This is a genomic window from Mycobacterium sp. IDUB_24 (assembly GCF_055419385.1).
Map to the genome: position 1 here is coordinate 370,034 of NZ_JBVAXO010000002.1, position 20,724 is coordinate 390,757.

At 63.7% G+C, this 20,724-nt stretch carries 8 protein-coding genes; 1 reads left to right on the plus strand and 7 read right to left on the minus strand.

All coding sequences use genetic code 11. From position 1 onward, the window contains the following. Positions 1 to 33 precede the first annotated feature (33 nt). Complete coding sequence (locus tag ACZYZF_RS09465) at positions 34 to 873, plus strand: hypothetical protein (protein ID WP_463835428.1); 840 nt, start codon at positions 34 to 36, stop codon at positions 871 to 873. 171 nt (positions 874 to 1,044) lie between these two features. Here the strand turns inward: ACZYZF_RS09465 and ACZYZF_RS09470 are convergent, their stop codons facing one another. The 7 genes from ACZYZF_RS09470 to pglW are packed head-to-tail and all read right to left on the minus strand — an operon-like array spanning position 1,045 to position 20,368. Continuing rightward, a complete protein-coding gene (locus ACZYZF_RS09470; RefSeq protein ID WP_463835429.1) occupies positions 1,045 to 2,832 on the minus strand; it encodes a DUF262 domain-containing protein in 1,788 nt (595 codons plus the stop codon). 8 nt (positions 2,833 to 2,840) lie between these two features. Further along, positions 2,841 to 4,934, minus strand: a complete 2,094-nt coding sequence (locus ACZYZF_RS09475; RefSeq protein ID WP_463835430.1) for a DEAD/DEAH box helicase — start codon at positions 4,932 to 4,934, stop codon at positions 2,841 to 2,843. After that, on the minus strand, positions 4,934 to 6,214 hold the full coding sequence (gene brxD, locus ACZYZF_RS09480; protein WP_463835432.1) for a BREX system ATP-binding protein BrxD: 1,281 nt from the start codon (positions 6,212 to 6,214) through the stop codon (positions 4,934 to 4,936). Before brxD ends, ACZYZF_RS09475 begins: the two co-directional genes overlap by 1 nt. Further along, on the minus strand, positions 6,211 to 8,892 hold the full coding sequence (pglZ, locus tag ACZYZF_RS09485; RefSeq protein ID WP_463835433.1) for a BREX-2 system phosphatase PglZ: 2,682 nt from the start codon (positions 8,890 to 8,892) through the stop codon (positions 6,211 to 6,213). The genes brxD and pglZ overlap by 4 nt, the downstream gene beginning before the upstream one ends. Further along, positions 8,889 to 12,569 carry a DUF6079 family protein gene (locus ACZYZF_RS09490; RefSeq protein ID WP_463835434.1) on the minus strand — a complete coding sequence of 1,227 codons (3,681 nt, stop codon included), beginning with the start codon at positions 12,567 to 12,569 and terminating at the stop codon, positions 8,889 to 8,891. Before ACZYZF_RS09490 ends, pglZ begins: the two co-directional genes overlap by 4 nt. After that, positions 12,566 to 16,129, minus strand: coding sequence for a BREX-2 system adenine-specific DNA-methyltransferase PglX (gene pglX / locus ACZYZF_RS09495; RefSeq protein WP_463835435.1), 3,564 nt, complete (start codon positions 16,127 to 16,129; stop codon positions 12,566 to 12,568). The genes ACZYZF_RS09490 and pglX overlap by 4 nt, the downstream gene beginning before the upstream one ends. Beyond that, entirely contained in the window at positions 16,130 to 20,368 is a 4,239-nt protein-coding gene (pglW, locus tag ACZYZF_RS09500) for a BREX system serine/threonine kinase PglW (protein WP_463835437.1), read from the minus strand. Between the last annotated feature and the right edge of the window lie 356 nt (positions 20,369 to 20,724).

Here is a 20,724-nt window from a genome sequence, read left to right on the forward strand (position 1 = left end):
CTGCATCGTACTGTGAGCGGAAGGTAGAACCGAATGGTCAACAGATTTCTCGACATTCCTGTCGCAATTGACGCTGACGCTCTGTCACGCAGGGGGTGGCGGGCCGTCGACGCGCGTGCTCGGCTTGTGACCGATAGTTGGAGCAAGCTGTCCGTGTCGGTGGCGTTTGAGTTCTCTGATGAATTATGGAACAGCCGATTCGTTGACCCGAGACTGACGTTGAGCCCAGTCGTCATTGAAGTGTCTAGCCCGACTCTGGGGGAGACCATCTACGTTGGGATGGCAAGTAGATGGGATGAGACTTCCGTCGTCGCAGGCGATATCCGCGATTCAGCATCAGGTACCCTCGTGTATGACGACAATCCGATCCAGGCATCGGATTTGCACCTCAAGCTGACGAGTTTCGATGCTGCTGATGTGCCTTTCGGTATACGTCCGCTGCTGTCGGCAAGACGGAACCTCGATGTCGAATTCCGTGACTCGGCGGCCGACCTAGATGCGATGGAGCTCGAGATCGATGTTGACGCCTACATCGGCACAGACGTTGATTCTGACGAGGAAGTCGCCGTGTGTGTCCGAGGAAGGGCCAACATGGCGTCCTACGAGAAGCTTGTAGAAGTGACGGCGAGGCGCGCTGAAGGCCATGACGACGGAGAATTTGAGGTTAAGATACCCGATGTTGAGATTGACATTATGGACGACACGGATTTCCTGCTCAAGCGGGAATCATGCGTGCATTACATGGAAGTCTCGGGTCTGAAGCACGCCGATGTACCGACGAGGACTGCTGAATGGGTTGACTTCGTTAGGGTGTCTGCAGAGGATCTCGCCGGTGAGCCATCGAAAGTTATTGTGCGGCTTGTGAACTTTTGACACGTGAATGGGTACTGTTTGACTGGCTGATGCCACTGCCATCGTCCCCTCATACCCAATTTTGTCTGGCCGCCGCGTGTGCAGAATCCATCGATCTGGCTGTCTTCCGTACTGGAGGTCTCCGGGAAGATGATCTTTCATCCTTCCACTTAGGATCAGTTCCGAAGTGAGTCAGAGCGGAAATAGCTTCAAGGCTCGCTTGGCCAGCTTCGCGGTTCTGGCCTCGATCTCGGCCGCGGTCCATTGCTTCGCCTCCACCACGTCGGCATTGAGCGCCAACCCATTCTTGAAGCCGACGAAGTTGCCGTTGGTGTCTTTCCGAATCTTCTTGGAATGGAAGGATTTATTGCTCAACGTGCTGTTGTAGCCTGTCACCGTTAGGTTTCCCAGGCGATGCACATGTTGTTGCTGAACCGCGGATGCCATCTCAGCTCCGCCCAGCATGCTCAGCCATTCTTTAGGAAGCCCGGTTCCTTGAGGCAAGATGTGTTCAATTGTCCACTTGTAGTGATTGCCCTCCCGCTCCCACAGGTCGGTGAACGTTTCATTGGTCATGCCGGCACGAGCCAGTGCGATCAATATGTACCTCGTCACATCGGCATTCTCGTTGTAGAGGGGGGCCGTGAGTTTGGCATAGAAGGTCGTGTCGTCGGACGCCACGTCGCGCAGACGTGCTTTCACAGCGTCAACGATGTCCTGCCCTGCCATTGCCGACACTTCTCCGATGATTGACATGAAAAGTCGCTGGAGCGTGTTCGTCGCCGGATCACCTGTCAGGTTCCTTCGGACGAAAAAGCTTATGAGTGTCTCGGTAACTGACTTCAGCAAGGGGTCGGTGAGCTCTAGGTCGTCACGGTATGTCATGAGGTAGAGAAGGAGGGCTTCCGAGGGTGCGCCCTGAACACGGGCAAGGTTGGCGAGTGCATCGTCGAATGCGTTGGTTGGTTCGTCGGGATCGAGATTGCCGACGATCCGTCGATAGACTCCGCCGCAGAGCAGGATGTCCCCAAGCCGTTCTTCGAGGTCTGTGTCGATTACTCTCTCGTAGATCTTGATCAGGTTCGAGCGTGTCGCGATCGGCGCCTTTGGCACCGGCGGCAGCTCATCCTTGAACGCGTTGTAGTAGTGACGGAAGAACCGCTCTTGTATCTTGTAGTCGTCTCCGAGGTCATCAAGAAGTTCGTTCCACTGGTCGAAAACGTGGTCTGCGGTGAACCCTTTCTGCCGCTTCTTGTCGGCGGCCGCGAGCAGTGAATTCTTGATGATGTCGATGGGCGTGAGCGGGATGCCACGGTTATTCAATGATTCGAACAACGTGAAAGCATCCGAGGTGCTCTCTACCTCCAGCTTCACGAGTATCGCCTGCTTCACGCGCTTGAGCAGGTCAAACACTGGTTTGACCGACGGTTTCGGCCCTGCGTGCTGTTCGATGAGGCCGCTGAAGTGGTTGTAGCACTTCATGATGCGACGGTTACCCAGGAATTTGACAGTTGGGGCCTTGGGCAGAAGCCGACAGGCCTTCAGGACGTTTACGTAATCGTCGTAGTTGGAGTTTTGGATCTGAGGACGAACCCGCAACCGATCGCCATCCTTCAGAACTAACTGCCTGCCAAGGAAGTTCAAGTCGACCAGCTCGTTCTGATCAAGCTGATCGCTGTGGTTGGTCAAGAAGCTGTAGATTGCAGCCATCAAGATCGACAGCGTGGTTAGTCGCTGTTGACCATCCACGAGTTCGAGGACGTTCTCCTTGGTCGCATTAGCGGTGCGGTTGATGCAGATGATGGTGCCGAGGAAGTGGCCAGAGCTCGAGTCCTCCTCTTCGAGCAGGTCATCGAAGAGTTCGTCCCATTGTTGCTTGGTCCATGCGTACTCGCGCTGGTACCTGGGCACTTCATAGACGACCGTGTCCTCAGAGCTGAGCAATTTGTATACCGGATCATCGGCCACTGACTTGATCACTGCGGCTCCTAACTGTTGTGGTACCTGAAAAATGCTCGGTCTTGAGAAGCGACTTCCCTGGCGTTCGCACGATCCCCAAGTCGGGCGCCCAATGTCTTGACCGCCAAGTACCTGGGTAGTGCCGCTGAAAACTTCAGCCCCCGAAGTGCATTCGCATCGACCTCGGGGTCCCGCCAAGCAACCTCACCGAGGGCTGTGGAGAACTCCTGCACCGAGACCCCGGGCAATAGCCGCACCGATTTCTCGTCAATGCGCTGCCGCGGGTCGATCACTGACGGCAGCGACGCCTGCAGCGTCCGGTTCGCCGCGGTGCCGGCCCACGTCCACCACCTGCCCGCAGAGTCATCGGGCAGACGCACGATCAAACGGTCGACCGCAACGTTCTCTGCAAACGTGGACCGCAGCTCCGCCAATACCGTTGCCGCACGGGCGGTGAACACCACTCCCACGGGCGTCGCGCCCAGCAGCACGTCGCGCATCCCGCGGGCCACCTCATAGGATAGGCCGCCGGAGATGCCGGACCACTTGGCCTTGCCGCCGCCGTCGGCCGACTCGACGAAGCAGCGCCGTCGCTCCCAGTCGACGTGGGTCACCTTCCATGACCGGCCGCCGAGCAGCAGCAGCCTTGGGCCTTCCGTACTTTCGGTGAGCAGGTCGGTGCCGATGGTGCCGACTTCGACCCGGCCGGCCAGCACCACGAACTCCGGGGGCGCGGTGAACACGGCGGTCAGGTCGGAGAAGTAGCGACGGCCGAACCGTCGTTCGGCCTCGGGCCCGATCTGCAGGAACGGGCCATCACACTCGAAATAGCCCTCAGAGACCAGAAACTCAAGGATCTCCGGCGTGTTCTCATCGAACACTGGTAGGTCACCCCACCAATCCGACCACTCGGCGGCACTGATCCGATGCTGTTGCAAACACAGCGCCATCAACTGTTGCGCCGCGATGTGTCGCGGATGCGCCGGGGGAATGATCGGCTCGACCCAGCCGTCGGACGACCGCTTCAGCATGGCCGCGGCCAGCAGGACACTGTCGTCATCGATGCACAGGAACAGGCAGTTGCGTGTCGAGCCTGCCCGGCGGCCGGTGCGGCCCAGCCGCTGCAGGAACGACGCGACGGTGCGAGTTGATCCGATCTGGATCACTCGGTCAAGGTCGCCGACGTCGATGCCGAGTTCCAGCGTCGAGGTGGCCACGATGACGGTGTCGCGAGCGTCGGCGAATGCGGCTTCGGAGCGGCGCCGTTCGGCGGCGGACAGGGACGAATGCGACAGGTAGGTTTCGATGCCACGTTCGCGTAGCGCCGCCCCGAGTTCTTCGGCTTGGCGGCGGCTGTCGACGAATACCAGGCGCTTCTCCCCGGTGTGCAGGGATGCAATGACGGTGGCGGCGTTGGTAATCGAACCCACGAAGTCCACTGTGATCTCGGGGGCGGTGGGTGAGGAGGAATCAGGGGCGACCACCTTTTTGTCGCGCTGATGAAAGCTGCCCTGCAGCCAATCCAGCAGTTCATCTGGGTTGCCGACGGTGGCTGAGAGTCCGATCCGCTGCAACGGCCGCGACGCGATGCGCGACAAGCGTTCGAGCACCGCCAGCAGATGCCAGCCACGGTCATCGCCGGCGAAGGCGTGGATCTCGTCGACAACAACTGCTTGGAGCCCGGCGAACAGCACGCGCGGGTCCACCTTGGTGGACACCAGCATGGATTCCAGGGATTCGGGGGTGGTCAGGAGAACGTCAGGCCGCTCGGCGAGAATGCGTTGTCGCTGAGCTTGACTCACATCGCCGTGCCACACCGCCGCGGTCCGCCCGAGCCATCGGCAGTAGCCATCGAGGCGGGGTTGCAGATTGTTCAGCAGTGCGCGCAGCGGGCACACGTAGAGCACCGACACGCCCTGCCAGTCCTCGGACGCCATCCGCGAGAGCACCGGAAACATCGCCGCCTCGGTCTTGCCACCGGCGGTCGGTGCCAATACCACCACATCGCTGCCGGACAGAATCGGCTCGACCGCGGAGGCCTGAGTGGGCCGAAGACCGCTCCACCGCAGGGTATTCGCCAGGTGGTACTGGACACCCGGATGCAGCCGGTCGAAGGCGTCCATTACAGATCGAGCGGCACGTCGTCGGCAGTCAAGGCGGCGCGTTCGGCATCGGACAGCTCAGCCGGGGCGATCGTGACCTCGTAGTCGGTATACGGGTCGAAGTCGGGGAACTGCTCGATCTTGTCGAGCACATCGACGAGTTTGCGCAGAAACAGCCGCGGCGCGATACCGACTTTGCCGCCCAGCTCACCTGCCACCGCGCTGGCGAACCGTTCCAGGAACGCATCATCGGCGACCCCGCGCACCCGATCGGGGTCCGGAACGCCCCCGATATACAGGTCGCGCACCCGGGTACCCAGCTCTACCAGCCGGGCCTGATCGAAACCGGTCAGCCGCAATTGTGGGGCCCGCGGATTGTCGAACCGGGGATCCTTGGCGAACTCGGTGTGCAGCCGGTCGGCCAATGGCGGCAACAACGGAATGCCCTGTCGGCCTTCGAAGAAGGCCGGTGTACCGGTGATCAGCAGGTACAGGCCGGGGAAATGGCCGTCGTGTACCTCGTCGATCAATTGGCGTAGCGCATTCAGGGCTTTGGCGCGGGCGTCGCTGCGTATCCGTTGCAGGGTTTCCACCTCGTCGAGTACCAGCAGCAGGCCCGGGTTGCCGGCATCGGCGAGGATCGCCAGCAGACCACGCAGAAAACCCAGCGCCAGGTAATGGTCGAGGTCGCCCTTGATCCCGGCGCGGCGTTTGACTGCGGCGGCCACATGCGGCTGCCCACCGAGCCAGGCCACCAGCGCATCGGCACCATCGTGGTCACCGTCGGCGACGAATCGCCGGTAGGCGCGGATCGCCAGCGGAAACACCGGCGCGCGGGCAGCGACTTCGGCCAGCCGACGCTCCAACAACGCATCGACATCCACCCCTTGCTGGCCGGCGTCGTCCTCGATGGTGAACAGCCAGGCATCCAGGATGGGGCGCAGCGCACTAGGCTGAATTGAGGCGGTGCGCAGCGATTCGATGCTGCGCCGGTACACGGTCTCCAGCTTGTGCAGCGGAGTGTCGATCTCGTTGATCTGCACTTCGGCGACCGCGAAACCCTTCTTCATCGCACGATCGGCTAACCAACGGGCGAAAAAGGTTTTACCCGAGCCATATTCACCGCGAACGGCTTTGAACACCGCGCCGCCTGCGGCGACGACGTCGAGCTCAGCATCCAGTTCGGTTTCGAAACGACCCAGCCCGACCGCCAATTGATCCAGCCCGTTCGACGGGACGGTGCCGCGCCGCAGAGCGTCGAGGATTTCGCGGCGCCGTCGCGCTGACACCTGACTGCTCACTCGGACACCCCGAACTGTTCCTTGAGCGCCGCTACATCAAGGCCGGTGACTCCGCCGGTCACCCGCAACACCTCGTAGCCCTCCACGTCAAGCACCCGCTTGGTCTGCATGAGTGCGCCGTTGACGCTAGCGGTGGCGACTCCGAGTGCGGTCGCGGCCTGGGCGAGGGTGATCTCGTACGCGCCTGCTGCCAGCAGGGCTTGCAGCAGGTTCTTGATCTGCGCAGGCTTGACCACAATCCGGCCGGCCAGCCGCAGCTGAGCTTCGAACACCTTGCTGCGAATTACCTTGTCCGGCAGCGGGCTTGGCTGCTCGGTAGTCACCTGGGTGAACAGGGTCAGTTCCGTGTCGGCCTTCTTCTTCCGCCCGGAAGCGGGCAGAGGCTTCGTAGCGGACGTTGCCGCGCGATACCACCAGGAGGGTTCGGTCGCGGCCACCGGCACCGCCCATTCGGGCAGCTGCCCGGGCAAGAACGCCAGCACCGGTACCAGCGCTTCGGCCGGTAGCGCACCCCCGTGGTAACCGGCGTTGCGGGCGCCGTAACGGATGGTCTCATCGACGGCCAGCACCACCCGGTGGCTGTCGGTGAGTACCCGCGGGCCCTCGACCACCACCTCGCGGTCGGGGTCGACGTTGGCGTAATCCCCGTGGGCGCGTTGGCCGTACGTGTTGGCGCGGCTCACCTTTGCGCTGGTGCCGTATTCGATGATGTGGCCGTGATCGGAGGTGATGATGACCGCGCGGCCAGCATTCTTGGCGGCGTGCAGTAGTGCCCGCAAATGGGTGATGGTGGTCAAGTTCCAGTCGGTGCCACCGGGATCGGTGTGGTGCAGGGTGTCGTCGACGTAGTTCAGGACCGCGGCCACGAGCGGCTGATTGGTGGTGTCGGCGATGGCGTTGCTGACGTCGGTTGCCAGGCTGGCGCCGCTGGGTATGGCGTCGAGCGCCTTCTTGTGGAAGATCGGGTCGGACGTGCCGCCGGTGGCTTGCAGCCCGGCTTCGCGGATCAGTGCCAGAAAGCCGGACCTTTCGACGGTATCGGCGCCTTCGCGCAGCTCCCCGGACAGCAGTGAGCAGCGGCTGCGTTGGGTGAGGGTGGGCAGCACTGCCAGCGCCCAGCCCCGGCCGGTATCGGTTCCGACCGACAGCTCGGTCCAGCCGTCCTGTTGGATCGCGGTGACCAGGTTGTTGGCAGCCGCTAACGACAGGGCGTCGACCACCAATAGCAGAGTGGGAACCTTGCGGGCCACCGGGACGACAAGCTCGCGCAGCACATTCTCGATGGTCGGCACGGCGGGTTTAGGTGCATCAGCCAACGCTGCGGCGAATACCCGGTCATGGCGGGAGCGCCGCGCCACCACGAGGTCGATCAGGGCGCGCAGAGCGGCAGCGGGTACCGGGCTCTGCGCGCCGCGGCGGGCCTTGATGAGCGCGGTGTCGACCCAGGAATCAGCACGGACGTACCGTGTGGCCACCTCGGCGAGCCCGCTGGCTGAGGTTGCAGGCTGCGTCAACCAGCGGACCAGCCGGACCGCGCCGGAGAACGCCTCGACGGTGGGGGAGTTGGCGGCCAGAAAGTGCTGTTCGGTCTCGGTCCAACGGGTTTCGATGAGCTGCAGCGCCGACGCGGCGACCAGGACGCCGTCGAGGTCGGCGGGCAGCGGCTGTGGCAGCGCGGCGGTGAGGGCATCGGCCAGTAGATCGACCCGAGCCTCCAGCCCGTGCGGCAGCAGGTCGGAAGTTGCTGCGGCAGCACCGATTCCCAAGTCGTTGACGATGCCCGCGGCAGTCTGCAGCACCGCTTGCTGATGAGCCGGTTCCAACGCGGTGGTCAGCAGCCCGCGGGCGCTGGTGTACCACGCGTTCAGGTCGCTGGTGTTCAGGCCGGTCAGCCCGTAGCGGCCGAGAAACACACCGAGCGCGACGGCGTCGCCGGAACCTTCGTCCTGGCAGAACAACCCCGCCACCACACCCAGCGGAACCAGATCGGAGATGCGGTTGGCTTCCAGCAGCGCCGCCAGAGGTTTCGCCAACTGTCCAGCCCTGCCTGCCAGCCACGCGGTGGCCGCTGCGGAGAGTTCGGCACCGCCGCGGGTCCGCAGGTCCACCAAGTGGTCGGGCGCTGCCGGTGAGCGGCTCCACTCCAGGATCGCTAGCGCATCGACCTCAACATCAGAGCCCTTGACGATCTCCAACACATCGCGGGCCAGCGTCTGCATGGCGTGATCTCGGGTCAGCACGCCACCGGGCGCCGGTGTGTAGGCGTCGGCCGACAGCACGCTGAGCAGGCCGTTGGCCACGGCGCGATCATTGGTCGACCGGTACAGCGCCGGTTCGATGGTCGATGTGGAAAAGTTGCTGCGCAACGCATCCCACGGATCGGGGGTGATCAGTCGGCCGTCGAGCAGGTGCGCCAGCACGGTGTCGCCGAGATCTTCATCGTCGACGTTGGTGAGCACCACCGTCCAGCCTTCGACGTCGCGGGCGTCGATGGCTTCCCAGATCGCCAGCACCGACGGGCACGCCACCACCGTCACAGGGGCACCGTCGTACTCGAAACCGTCACCGTCCCATGCCGGTTTGGCGCGCAGCCCGAGCACCCCGTGTCGGTACTGCTTGGCGCTGGCCTTCCTCAACCGGGCCCGAATGATCGGTTCGGTGGCGGTCAGGGCGCTCATTCGACCCACCAATGCACATGGACCTTCTTGCCGTCATCGAGCGCTGAGTTGAGTGCGGACTGCAACGAGGACAGGTCCTTCGTGCCGCGCAGCACCACCTCGCCCGATGGTCGGGGCCCGGGAGGTGGAGGCGGTGGGGGAGGAGGGGTCGGCGGCTCATCCTCGACGACCCAGGTGACGAGTTTGTTCTCACCGGCGGCCAGTTCGTCGCTGAGTGACCGGCCCGGAATCGACACCGCATCCTGCAGCGCTTTCCAGATCGCTCGGGCATGATCGCCCGCCTCACCGGCACGGTCGGTGCCGGCTTTCAGTTTCTCCAGCAGCTTCCATTTGAAATTCCGCAACGCGCGGGTGTCGCGTGCGGCGTCGCCGGCGATCTGGCCGGCGGTCTCCAACGCAACCGGCAGCTCGACGGAAGCCATCGCGTTGATGACGGCGACATTGCTCGCCGTGCCATATAGGTTTTCGACAAAGCCCTGAAGCGCCTGGGCCGCAGTCAACCGGTCATTCGCGCCAGCGCTGAACTCGAGTCGATGGTGGGCAGTGCTGAGCTCCTCGATCAAATACCCCAACTCGCTGAGCGATTCGTTGGCCTTGGCCCGCACCTGGGCGGCGAAATCAGCGACGTTGGCCCCGGTCAGGTATGTGCGTGGCATGGTGTAGCCGAACAGCTTGGCGGCATTGGCGCGGGCGTCATCCCAGGATTGCTGATCGGGCAGCTCCTCAGCCCGCAACTCGATGTTGGGCCGCATCCGTCCCAATGCCGGTGCGGTGATGGCACTTCCGGCTTCGAACCACGCCCGCTTACGCAGCAACGCCCAGGCGGACAGCACGAGATCGCGGGCTTCGGGCCGTAACCCCCAGGCAGGGGACAGGCCGTCGATGTGCTGCTGCAACGCGCCGACGGTGACCGGATCGGCGGCCAGGGCGGCCCGGTCCAGCTCACCAGCCCAGTAGGCGAACGAGTCCTCTGCAAACAGGTAGTGGTCCTCGGTGGCCTTGCCGACTCGCAGCGGACCGGCGATCCGACGCACCACCTTGCGGTCGTTGCCTGGAATGGTGGGGATGCGTCCGTCGCGATGGGTAGCAGCCTGCTCCACATAGTCGCGAAGCGTTTCGAAATTGCGGGCGGTGACTTCCTCAACCGCCGGATCGAACTGAGGATGGTTCGGGTAGGTGGCGGCAAACGCTTGATCGACGATCTTGAGGAAAGCGTCTTCCAAACCGGCGGCAGGCGGCATCTGCGGGTCGAAGTCGCGGCTCAGCGCGGTCAGCACATCGAACTGCAGAGAGTCTGCAGTGATCCGTTTCGGATCGGCGGGCTCGATCCCGTACGCCTGCTTCAACAGGTTCTGGAAACTGGTCATGGTGCCGCTGAACAGGTTTTCGAGGATGCCCCGTGCCTGTGCCCGATCGGTGGCCCCAAGGTGGTCGGAGTTCTCATTCCAGCGGTCGCCGCTGCCGGTGAACAACCAGTCCAGCTTCACCAGCAGCGCCAGGTCTTCCATCGCAGATTCGGTGAAGAACCGCGGCAACCACACCACTGCGTGGCGATCCCCACTGGTAAGCAGCCTGTCGATGCGGTCGATGTCGTGGGAGCTGGTGTAACCGTCGTCGTCGAAGGGATAGTCGACGACGAAGCGCCAGGTGCCGGGCCGGTTGTCGAACGACTGCTCGGGCAGTGAGCTGACATCACGCACATTGCCGAACACGATGTCGACTTCACGCCGTGACCCACGCCAGATGACGGTGCGAGTCGCCGCCCCACCGAGATCATCCTGAGCGGTGGTGACGCCAAGCGCCTTGTGGACCAATTTGCGCAGCAGCACCCGGCGTCGACCCGAATTGTCTTCGCCCCGAACCCGATCCAGGATCGACTGGTAGTCGACCTCAGCGAGCTGGACGCGGATAACCGGATTGGTGCCGTCGGAGACGCTGATCTCCGGGGCGTCCTTCTGCGCCCATTCGCGCACCACCCCGAGCACTACCCGCGATTCACCACCAGCGACCCGAGCCTTGATCGATCCGTGGTTGAGCGCGGCCAGCCGTGGCGCTGTGATGTCCCGCAACGCCGGGACGTTCGGCGCGATCGCGGACAGCAGAAGGGTTTTGGCGATTCGCTCCTGTCCGCGGAAACCGCCTGGCACCGAATCCGGGTCGGTCTCCAGTTGTTCCTTGCTGACTGAATGCTTCTCCAGCAGCGCCGGCAGAAGCCGGCTTCCGTAGAGGTCGTGGGCGGCCTTGAACATAGTCTCGGCGTGGTTGTCAATGGGCTCACCGCCTTCTACGATGTAGTCGAAGGAATCGCCGACCGGGATAAGGTCCTCCACCGTGAGCGTGTCACGGCGGTCGACCAGGATGCGCTGCATCACCTTGAGCGCGGTGCGTTCTCGCTGCATCACCGAGGACAGATGGCGCAGGGTGGACACCAGCACCGGTGAGAACGGGTAGGTTAACCGGAACTCGGCTTCCGAGGCGCCGCGGTGCTTTTCGTCGGTGTTGAGGCTGTCGCGCAGCACATCCCACACTTCGGGGCGGCGGGTGAGATCGGCGAACGCCTGGTCCAAAACGGCTTGGGCAGCTTCATCTTTGGGCTTGAGCAGACGGGCGTTGGCGACCTCGGCTAGGTTGTCGTCGCCCAGTTCGATCTCGCGGAATCGGCCCTGCTGATACTGGAAGGCCCGGTCCAGGGCTTCCTGCTCGGCACCCGATGCCCCGGCGTCAGCGAACCACTTCCGCAGATCCATCTGCCGGGAGATGATCGACACCAGCGGGATGGCGCGCTGGCGGCCCGAGGATTCGACCAGCTTGGTGATTTTCTGCGATTCGCGGGCGAAAAATTCGGTGTCGCGCACCGAGAATGCCAGCCACAACACCAGCTCATCGAGGAACAGCACCACTCCGTCGTAGCCGAGGGCCTTGGCATGCTCGGAGATGACTACCAGCCCGCGGTCTAGGTCGACGTAATCAGCCGTCTCGGTGAACGACCCGAAATACCCGTTGACCAATGCCGAGACCAGTTCGCGGCGCTCGGAATCCTCCGGGCCAGACTTGAGCGCAGCCAGGTAGCGGGGTAGATCCCACGCCGCACCAAGCAGCCCACCCCAGCCGTCGCCGCCACTTTCGCCGCCACCAAGACCAGCTAGGAATTCCTCGTCGCCCATGCGCTTACGGAGCTTTTCCGCATCGTCGAGCAGCTTGTCGGAGACGTGTACGGCCGGCAGTGGGGCGTCGGGATGCAGTCGGGTGATCTGCTCGACGTAGCCGCGCAACACCGCCTGCTCGAGCGTTTTGGCGCCTAGCAGGTGGTAGGTGAGCCGCAGCAGCTTCTTGCCGGCTAGCGCGCCGTCGTAGTGGCCGGTGAGGTCCTGGAACTTCGGTACCCGCACGGCCGGGTGGTTGCCGAGCAGTGCGTACAGCACGGCCATGAAATGGCTCTTGCCGGAACCGAATGACCCGGTGAGATACGCCGCCCGAGAGGTATCTTTACTCAGCGCGTCGGCGACCAAATCGAGTGCAGCGGCGAAGTTTTCCCGCAGCGACTCGGTAAGCACATATTCATCCAGTGTCGCGGCGATGTGGGCGTCATCGTCGGTGCTGTCAGTCAGTCGCAGCACGTAATCGTCGCTGCCGACTCGTTCGGGGATGTTGATGACATCACGAAGAAGCACTGTCATGAGGTTTTCGTCCTTCGGCCGCGGCGAGCCGTTTCAGGTCGCCAACTCGTCAGGTCGGTCACGGTGAGGTGATGCTCGGTCAGCCGTGCAGTGAGCTCGTCATCGATGGTGTCGGCGACGGACTCGCCGTATTCGGGGTCGATCTGGTTGTGCCACTGCCGAACCCATGGTGCCAACTCATGCAAACCGGCGAGGAGTGGTACCAGCGTGGGGGTGTCCCAGCCCTCGTCAATGCGCAGAGATACCAGTGAGGCCAGAGCGAGCGCCTGCTCGGCGTGATCCCAGCCAGCCCAGCCGAGCAGTTCGGTGGCGTCAGTGTCCCGCCCGGCGTACGGGTAGGAGATGAAGCGTTCCTTGGGGACATCCAGCTTGCCGCGATGCGACCAATACGAGCCTTTGGCGAAATCAGTGGGCTTGTATTTCGGCGGCACCGGGATCGGGCTGGCGAGCTTCTCTCCGGCATCCTCGCGGCGCTGTAGCGCCCAGGTGTCCTTCCAGGCGGCACGCTTTTCCAGCCCGGAGGGCTTGTAGCGGTAGGCCGCTAAGAACGGAACAGATTCGTCGGCAAGCAGTTTCGCCAACGCTGCTCCGGTGGCTGCGTTGGTGTCTCCGGCCCACAACCGCAACACACTGCGGAACTCCTCATCCCGATCGAGCACGTCGGCCAGCTGCGCCACCGACTGTGCGGCGGGTCGACCCTCCCGGTCAAACCACAGGGCGCGGTCCTCAACCCGATCCAACAGCCAACCCCGTAGCGCGGACTCGACCTGCTTATCCCACGGCTCGGATGCCCAACGCCGCTTGTACTCCGGGCGCTCCAGCAGGCGAATATGCGGATCGGACTCGATGGCATCAAGCCGACGCTGCACCAGCTCGCGGTATTCGGCGGGTAGGTGGGCGGGGATCTCGGTGATCGGCGTGGACCCGTGCCGCTCAAACCACGCGGTGTGCTCACCGTCTTTCATCCGACGGACCAATGCGACTTCGAAAACCCGTTCACCGAGCGCTATTTCGGGCAGTTCCCCTGGGTACGTCAGGTCATCCTCGATCAGGCCGTAGATCCGGTAGTACCCCCAATCCAGCTCTTCCTGATGGGCGATCATCAACCCGCGCAGACGGTTTGATTCCGTGCGCGCTGCGTCGAGTGCTGCAGCGGTAGGAATCTGCCGCTCGGCGATCTCTGATGGTGACTGGTGCTGAAGGTTCTGGGCGAGCTGATCGAGGAGTTGGGCGCGCTCAACGGGTGTGGTGGCGGGCAGTGGAAAATCTTTGAGGGTTGTGCCGGTGAATTCGTATCGCGGTTCCCAGTCCTCGTCGCCGATTCCACCGCCGATTCCGCCGTTGCCCTTGTTGTGGCTGTTCTGTTTGAGCCAGAAGCAGGCCACCGACGAGTTCAGCACCCCCAGCAGGCGCAAATGATCCTCGACCGACGCACCTTCCGGCAACTTGATCACCGGCGCGGACTGCTTGAACACCTTCCCGCCACGATCCAGCACGAAATGGTTGTGCGTGGCGACGAACGCGAAGGTGATGGAGAGGGGGGTGCGATAGCGGGCCGCTACCCATCGGTACCACGACCACCAATCTCGACCGGCTTCCGCGGATGTCTCGCCGGCGAAACCGGTGACGTTCTGCAGGGGAACGCGGAACGGCCAAATCCTTCTGTACCACGGTGAATCGGTATCAAGCGGAATCAACTCAGCATTGTCGTCGTACGGTACGAACGCGAACTCGCCGTGGAGCTCGGTCCAATCACGGACGTACTCACCAAGTACCAGTGGCTTTGCAAGCGGATGCGGTACGTTTCGATCGCGAAAGTAATGCGCAGGTCCAAAGAAAGCATCGTCCGCACCTGGAAAGCTGGCGAAACCGATTCGACCGGTCATTCTGTCGTCCAGCTTCTTCGAACAGCTTGTCTCGATCGCGGCAACCAGTTGTACCGCCCCGCCTCCCGCGAGGTTCCACGGATGGGTGCGGAAGAGCGAACGCTCAATGTCAGCGACACTGATGTAGGAATTTTCAAATCCCGGGTCTCCGATGTGCTCCACGATGGAGGTCCACACCAATCCTTTAGCCGGGGCATCTGGCCTCCCCGGTTCGCCACGGACCCCGAGTACCGCGCGAACCGTGTCAGCGGAAGGGTTTTGATTCCGCCCCACGACAATCACCGTCGGTGTGCCGTGTCCCGGAATGTAGGCCCCCGAGGTATCGATCACAGCCTTGAGGTCGATCGTTGGCAAGAATTCTTCGATCAGCTTTGAACCAAACTCACGCTTCATGAACGAGTTTGAGGTGATCTGACCAATCCACCCGGCAGGTCGTTCCTGGCCTGCTGGATACGCAAGGCGCAATAGTAGTTCCATGAAGGGAATTGTCAACGCGTACTTGCGATGCGGCGTGCTGTATAGCTGGCGATAGGTTGCGTTGAGGGAGGCGTCCTTGGGCGTGATGTAGGGCGGGTTACCGACTACCACATCGTGTTCGCGCTGCAGGATCTCTTTGAGCGCCTCGGCGTCCTCGGTGGTGTCCGCACGAATCGCAGGGCCTGCCAATAGATCTTCGGGCAGCAGCTGTTGATTCGCCCCCCACAGCAGGCTGTCGCCTGCAGCCAGATGCGGCTGGTAGCGGATTTTCTGCTCGATGCTGTGATCCCCGGCGGCATGCAACGCAACGACCAGTAGCCGGAAGCGGGCGATCGCGACGGCGAATGGGTTGATGTCGACGCCGTACACCCCGTGGAGGGCCTTCTCCACGAGTTCGCGGGCACCGAGTGCGGGTGCTTCGCGTTGCCACCGTTCGTGCAGTCGATGGAAGGCGCCTAGTAGGAAATGCCCTGAGCCGCAGGTTGGGTCGATGACGGTGAAGCCTTCCAACGGCCGATCCGCCAGCGCCGGTTCCATGGTCTGGTCGAGAATGAACTCTTCGACGAACTCCGGAGTTTGTAGCAGCGCGTAGGTTTTCTTGGCGTGCTCGGACAGGTCCTGGTACACATCGCCGAGGAACCGGGTGTCCACTCCTGCGAACGAGTAGACCGGCTGACCGTCATCGCCCTGCTGCCACCAGAACTCCAGCAGTGCCCGCGCCGCATCACCCGACGGTGCCACCAGATGCAGCGGAGAGAAGCTGTCCACCAGCCCAGCCGTGGCCGGGTACTTCGCGAAATGTTCAATGATCTGGCCGACCCATTCGCGGTCGGTGTGCTCGGGCTGGGCCTGGAAGTAGCTGCGCCGGGCATCAAGAGCCTGGGCGCGCTGATCAGCATCGGCTCCGCTGATCCAGCGCGGGCCGACCAGGGCGTTGTCCTCGCAGTAGCGGGCGAACACCGTCAGCAGGACCCAGGCCACCGCGGCCTGGGTCACCCGGTCGTTGCGCCACTCCTGCCAGCCCGACGCGGTGCGCTGCGCAGCGAACGCGGCGCCATAGTCTGCCTTCCACGCCTCAAACGCGCCAGGCTGGCGAGCGTCGTGATCCTCACCATCGACCCGGACCCGCAGATCGGCCTCCAAATCGAGCACCTGCCGGCGCAGTGCCGCCACCAAATCCGATGCCGCCCAGGTCATTTAATGTACCCCTCCATCACTGCCGGCAGGTACCGCATCCGGCGCCTCCCGCCACACCACAAACTGCCCACCCGGTGAACTCAACTGGATGGGTTTGCGGTCGACCAACGCCCCAACCTGACCGCGCAGCTGCGGCAGTACCACCCACACCGGCCGGCGTCGCGGCGCCGACAGATCGGACAACTTCGCCAACACCTCCAGGTGGCCGTACCGGGCCAGCGGTGAAATCTCGGTCAGGATCAGCGGCTCACGGCTGCCTGGGCCGTCGAACACTGCCGCCTGCAACGCGGCCCACAACAGGGGGACGACGCGGTCGATCACCGCGCGCAGCCCACGGGCGTCGCGACTGCCCGACTCCGCTGCGTCTGCCCCGCGGATCAGATCCCACGAAACCCCCTGCTGCGCAGCAAGTTCCCGCATCGCCGCGATGAGCCGCGTCGTCACGTCCATTACCTGACCACCGTGGGTTTCGGCGAGCAGCCGGGCCACGCGCTCATGCTCACCGGGACGATCCGGCGGAATCGGCACCCCGACCGCAACAAACCCGCACTCATCGACCGAGCGGCGCAGCACTGCCGCAGTGCTGGTCGCCTGCTCGGTTGCGGCATCCGCTGCTGCCGTTGCCAGCTCAGGAACCTTGGTGGGTTTGCGGGTGTGCATCGTGGTCGCACTGGCCGGTTCGGCATCCGGGAAGCAGAACGTTTCCCGCTCGCTGTCCCATTTGAGATTCAAGGTGGTTTGGTCGAGAATCTTGTCCAGATGCGGGCGCAACGGTATCCGACCGAGCTCAGGGAAGCGGGCGGTAACGCGGCTGCGGATCTGGGACGCTGACAGGGATTCGCTTTGCGCCAGCCCGGACAACGCTTCCTGCACCGCCGCCGCTGGTGACATATCGTGATTGTGCAGTTCCCCGCGACCGGACACCCCGGCATGTTTGGAGATCGCGGCGGCCAGCCGAACCAACCGCACATCGCCCGGCGCCGGGACGCTGACCTCCCGGTCGCTGACTGCGTTGTAGCCATCCTGAAACGCTGCCCGCAACTCCCGAGCCGCGCTGTGCGCGGGGATGACCGCATTGCGGTCGGCCGACACAAGCTCATCGGCCCTCTTGGCCCCGGATTCAGCTGCGCTGAGCAGCATTTCGTCATTGGCTAACAGACAAAGCCGGCGGCCATGGCGTCGCCGCACGAATTCCTTGTCACCAGCGGCGGCCTCATGCTCGCTGAGCCGATCCAGCGCCACCCGCAGCAGACCGCCGGCCGCCCGGTCGGCACGTTCGCGCGCAACAGCGTCGGTCGGGCCGAGCCCGGCCTGCGGCAGCTGCGCCCGAATCTCGGCGGTCAGCGTGCTGATCGCGGCCACCCCACCGAAGTCGGCAATCACCCGTCGCGCGATGTCCGTGATGTCGTCGAGCCTCTCACGGGTGACGGCGTGCTCACCCCAATCCTGCTGCAGCTCCTTGAGTAACTGCGGCCCCCGCTGGGTAGCCTTACCCAGTTTCTCGGCCAGTTCGGTGCTGCTGGCGAATGCATCCAACCCGGGATTGACACCGAGGATCAGCGCCGCGGCATCCTTACGGGTGGAGGAGCGTTGACCAGACACCACCGACATCAGCAACGCAATCGTGTCGTCGAGGCCGATCAAATCGCTCTTCGCCGGTTGCGACTGCTTGCCAAGTCGTTTTGCCCAGGCACGGTAGCGGGTGGTGATCTCGCTGCGGGTGTCCTTCGCCTCGCGGGCCACCAGACGGTTCAGCGCGGTGGAATCCAGCGCCAGGAGCTCGCCCACCGTGGTCACCTGCACCGGCTCCAATGCCGAGAGTGCCCGCGGACTCAGCCCCGCCGCGGTGAGTGCGGTTGCCGTGTCAGCCTTTTCGGCGGCGGCATCGCTGGCGTGAGCGGTGACGTCGGCGTCGGCAACCTCGAAGATGCGCCGCCACCCCCGCAGCATGTCCTCACTGGTATCTGGGCGGAGCGCGGTATCGCGCGACAGCGCCGCGGCGAAGAACTCAACCATGGCCGTCGCCAGGGTGGGCTCGAACAGGGCTGGGTTCACGGTGACGTCATCATCGATGGTGGCAGGGTTGGCACTCGGGTCCGGGCCATACTCCGGTGTGGAGCCGGTGGCCATCTCGAACAGCACCACGGCTGCGCCGTATCGCTCGGCCGCTGTGTCGTATTGGCGGCGGGCTCCCGTGCCCAGGAACGGATCAAGGTACGGCGGTGTGCCGGCCTCGATATTGCGGGCATCAACCCCGGCCATCGAAAAGTCAAACATCATAAGATGCGACTCGGCACGTGAACTTGCTTGGTGCACACCAAGATTCGATGGCTTGATATCGCGGTTGGTGACGCCGTGGCGTTCCAGGGCGACCAGTGCCGTCAGCAGGTCGGTGCCCCAGCGTTCAAGGACGTCGATGGACAACCGGCCCCGATTGTTGAGTTCCTCGGCCAGCGTGGTGCGCCCGGCGTAGCGCAGCAGCAGGGCAGTGCGGCCGCCCACGGTCTCCACCCCGTGCAGGGTGACGATGCGGTCGTCGTTCTCGAACTGGCCGAGGATCTGCGCCTCGGCGTGCAGCCGTTCAGCGGCATCTGCGTCCTTGGCAACCTTGAGCACCCGTTCGGTGCCGCCTACCTGGCGGTCTTCGACCAGAATGCCCACCGCCGTCGACCCCGCACCCAGCCGTCGCTTATAGAGAAAACGGCCCCCGGCCAAGACGGTGCCCGGGTTGGCCTCCAGCGGGTCAGTGCCCGCTGTCTTCTCCGACAGGTCTTCCCGAACTTTGGCGAGTTTCGCCACGAAGTCGGCGACACTGTCGGTACGTTCGGCGGGGCTGGGGTCGGTGGCGTCCAGTACAAGCTGTCGCAGCGACGAACGGACCTGGGGCATCTCGGCGGCCAGGTCAAGGCCGCGGTCCCGGCGCAGCCGGTCCATCAGCTCGCCCCGCTCGGTGGCTGGCGCCATCCCGCCGGTCAGGATGAAGAACGCCAGCGCGCCGAGACCGAACACATCGATGCGGGCAGGGTCGGCCGGGCGAGGACCTTCCGGGGCGGCAAACAGCCGAGCGGTGTCACTGGGAGTGGCGGCCATTAGCGACAGCGACCCGGACGACAGCCGACTCACCGCAGTGTCCGGATTGGCCGGCAACACCCCGGCGCTGTCCCAATCGGTGACCTGAGGCAGGAGGTGGGCGCCGCGCTCGCGGATCGCGACCGAGCGAGGGTTGAGGCTGCGGTGCACCACCCGGTTGCGGTGTGCGTAGTGCACGATGTCGGCAATATCGGAGATCAGCTCCAGCTGCTGATCCAGCGTCAGGGTGTCCTGATGATCGGCCAGCCAGAGGTCCAGCGCAGTGTCGGCCTTGGGTTGCGGGAACACCAGGCCGATGCCCAGCTCGGGTTCGTTGACCAGATCCTTTGGCGCCTGCAACCCGTCGTAGGTGAGCCGCGACAGCAGGTTGAACTCGTGGGTGACGGCCTGCTTGCGGGCATGATCGTCGGCCTTCGTCGAGCCCTGCCCGGTGGTGTAGAACCGGATGCGGACGTGGTCCTCGGAGTTGACGTGGTGAAACGCCGGCCAGTCCTGCCAGCCGTCGCCGTCAGCAAGCGGCTGGTCGTCGATGATCCAGGAGCCGACCTCGCGTTGGCGGCGCGGGGCCAGGCCGATCGCCTTCATCAGGCCGGCGATCAGCATGCTGTTGTGTTCGGTGACCGGGTCGTGTTTGGCGGGAGCCAGCAGGCGCTCGGAGATACCAGGTAGTCCGGTGGTCTTGGTGTGGCCGTCGAGGCCGTAGAGGTTGATTGCAGAACTCTGCGGCAGGTCACAGACGAATTCCGGGTGATGCAGGAACACCAGCTCCTGCACGTAAGGGATCACGCCTTTGGGGAGGTGCCCGGCCTTCTGGCGGAGCGAGTCCTTCAGCAATGAGGCGAAGTACTGGGCCTTGCGTCGGGCAAGGAGCAGCGGGGAATCCTCGGCCCGGTGGCCGTCGCGCATCCACACGTGGTCGTTGCCGCGCAGGATGCCGCGGTAGTGCTTGAGCTCGATCAGGTAGAGCGTGTCGCGGGCCAAGACCAGCAGGTCGACCTCATGCCAGCGTCCACGGTTGTCGCGGAACTCGAAGTTCGCCCAGGCCCGGAACGGGGGAGCATCGGGTAGGGCTTGCTTGACCGCCTCCAGTCCCTGCTTCTCGTGGGTGAACTGCGAGTCCGCGATCGTGACCCAGCGGCCGTCCTTCACCGGTGAGCCACCCCCTTTTCGCTGTGTGTAGAGATAACGCTAGTGCGCCGTGCTCCAGGCTTGTTGGCTGTTCCCCGGATTCGGACCTTGCCGGGCTACGCAGTATGCGTCCGTTCACCGACAATTTATGGCACGCGTCGTCAATTTTGGTACGGATGTCTCGATATCGGTAGCCGGGCGCGTCGAGGGATCTGCGGGTCAGGCGCGTGATGACAGGTGCGCCGCTGTACACGGTGGCTGGGCACGCGCTGTACCCGATAGCACATGTGACGCGGCTGAGTCGCGGGGTGCCCACGGCAGGGGATGGTGCACTATTACGATCCCCGGGTGAGCGTTTGGGAGCGACACGCGGGATT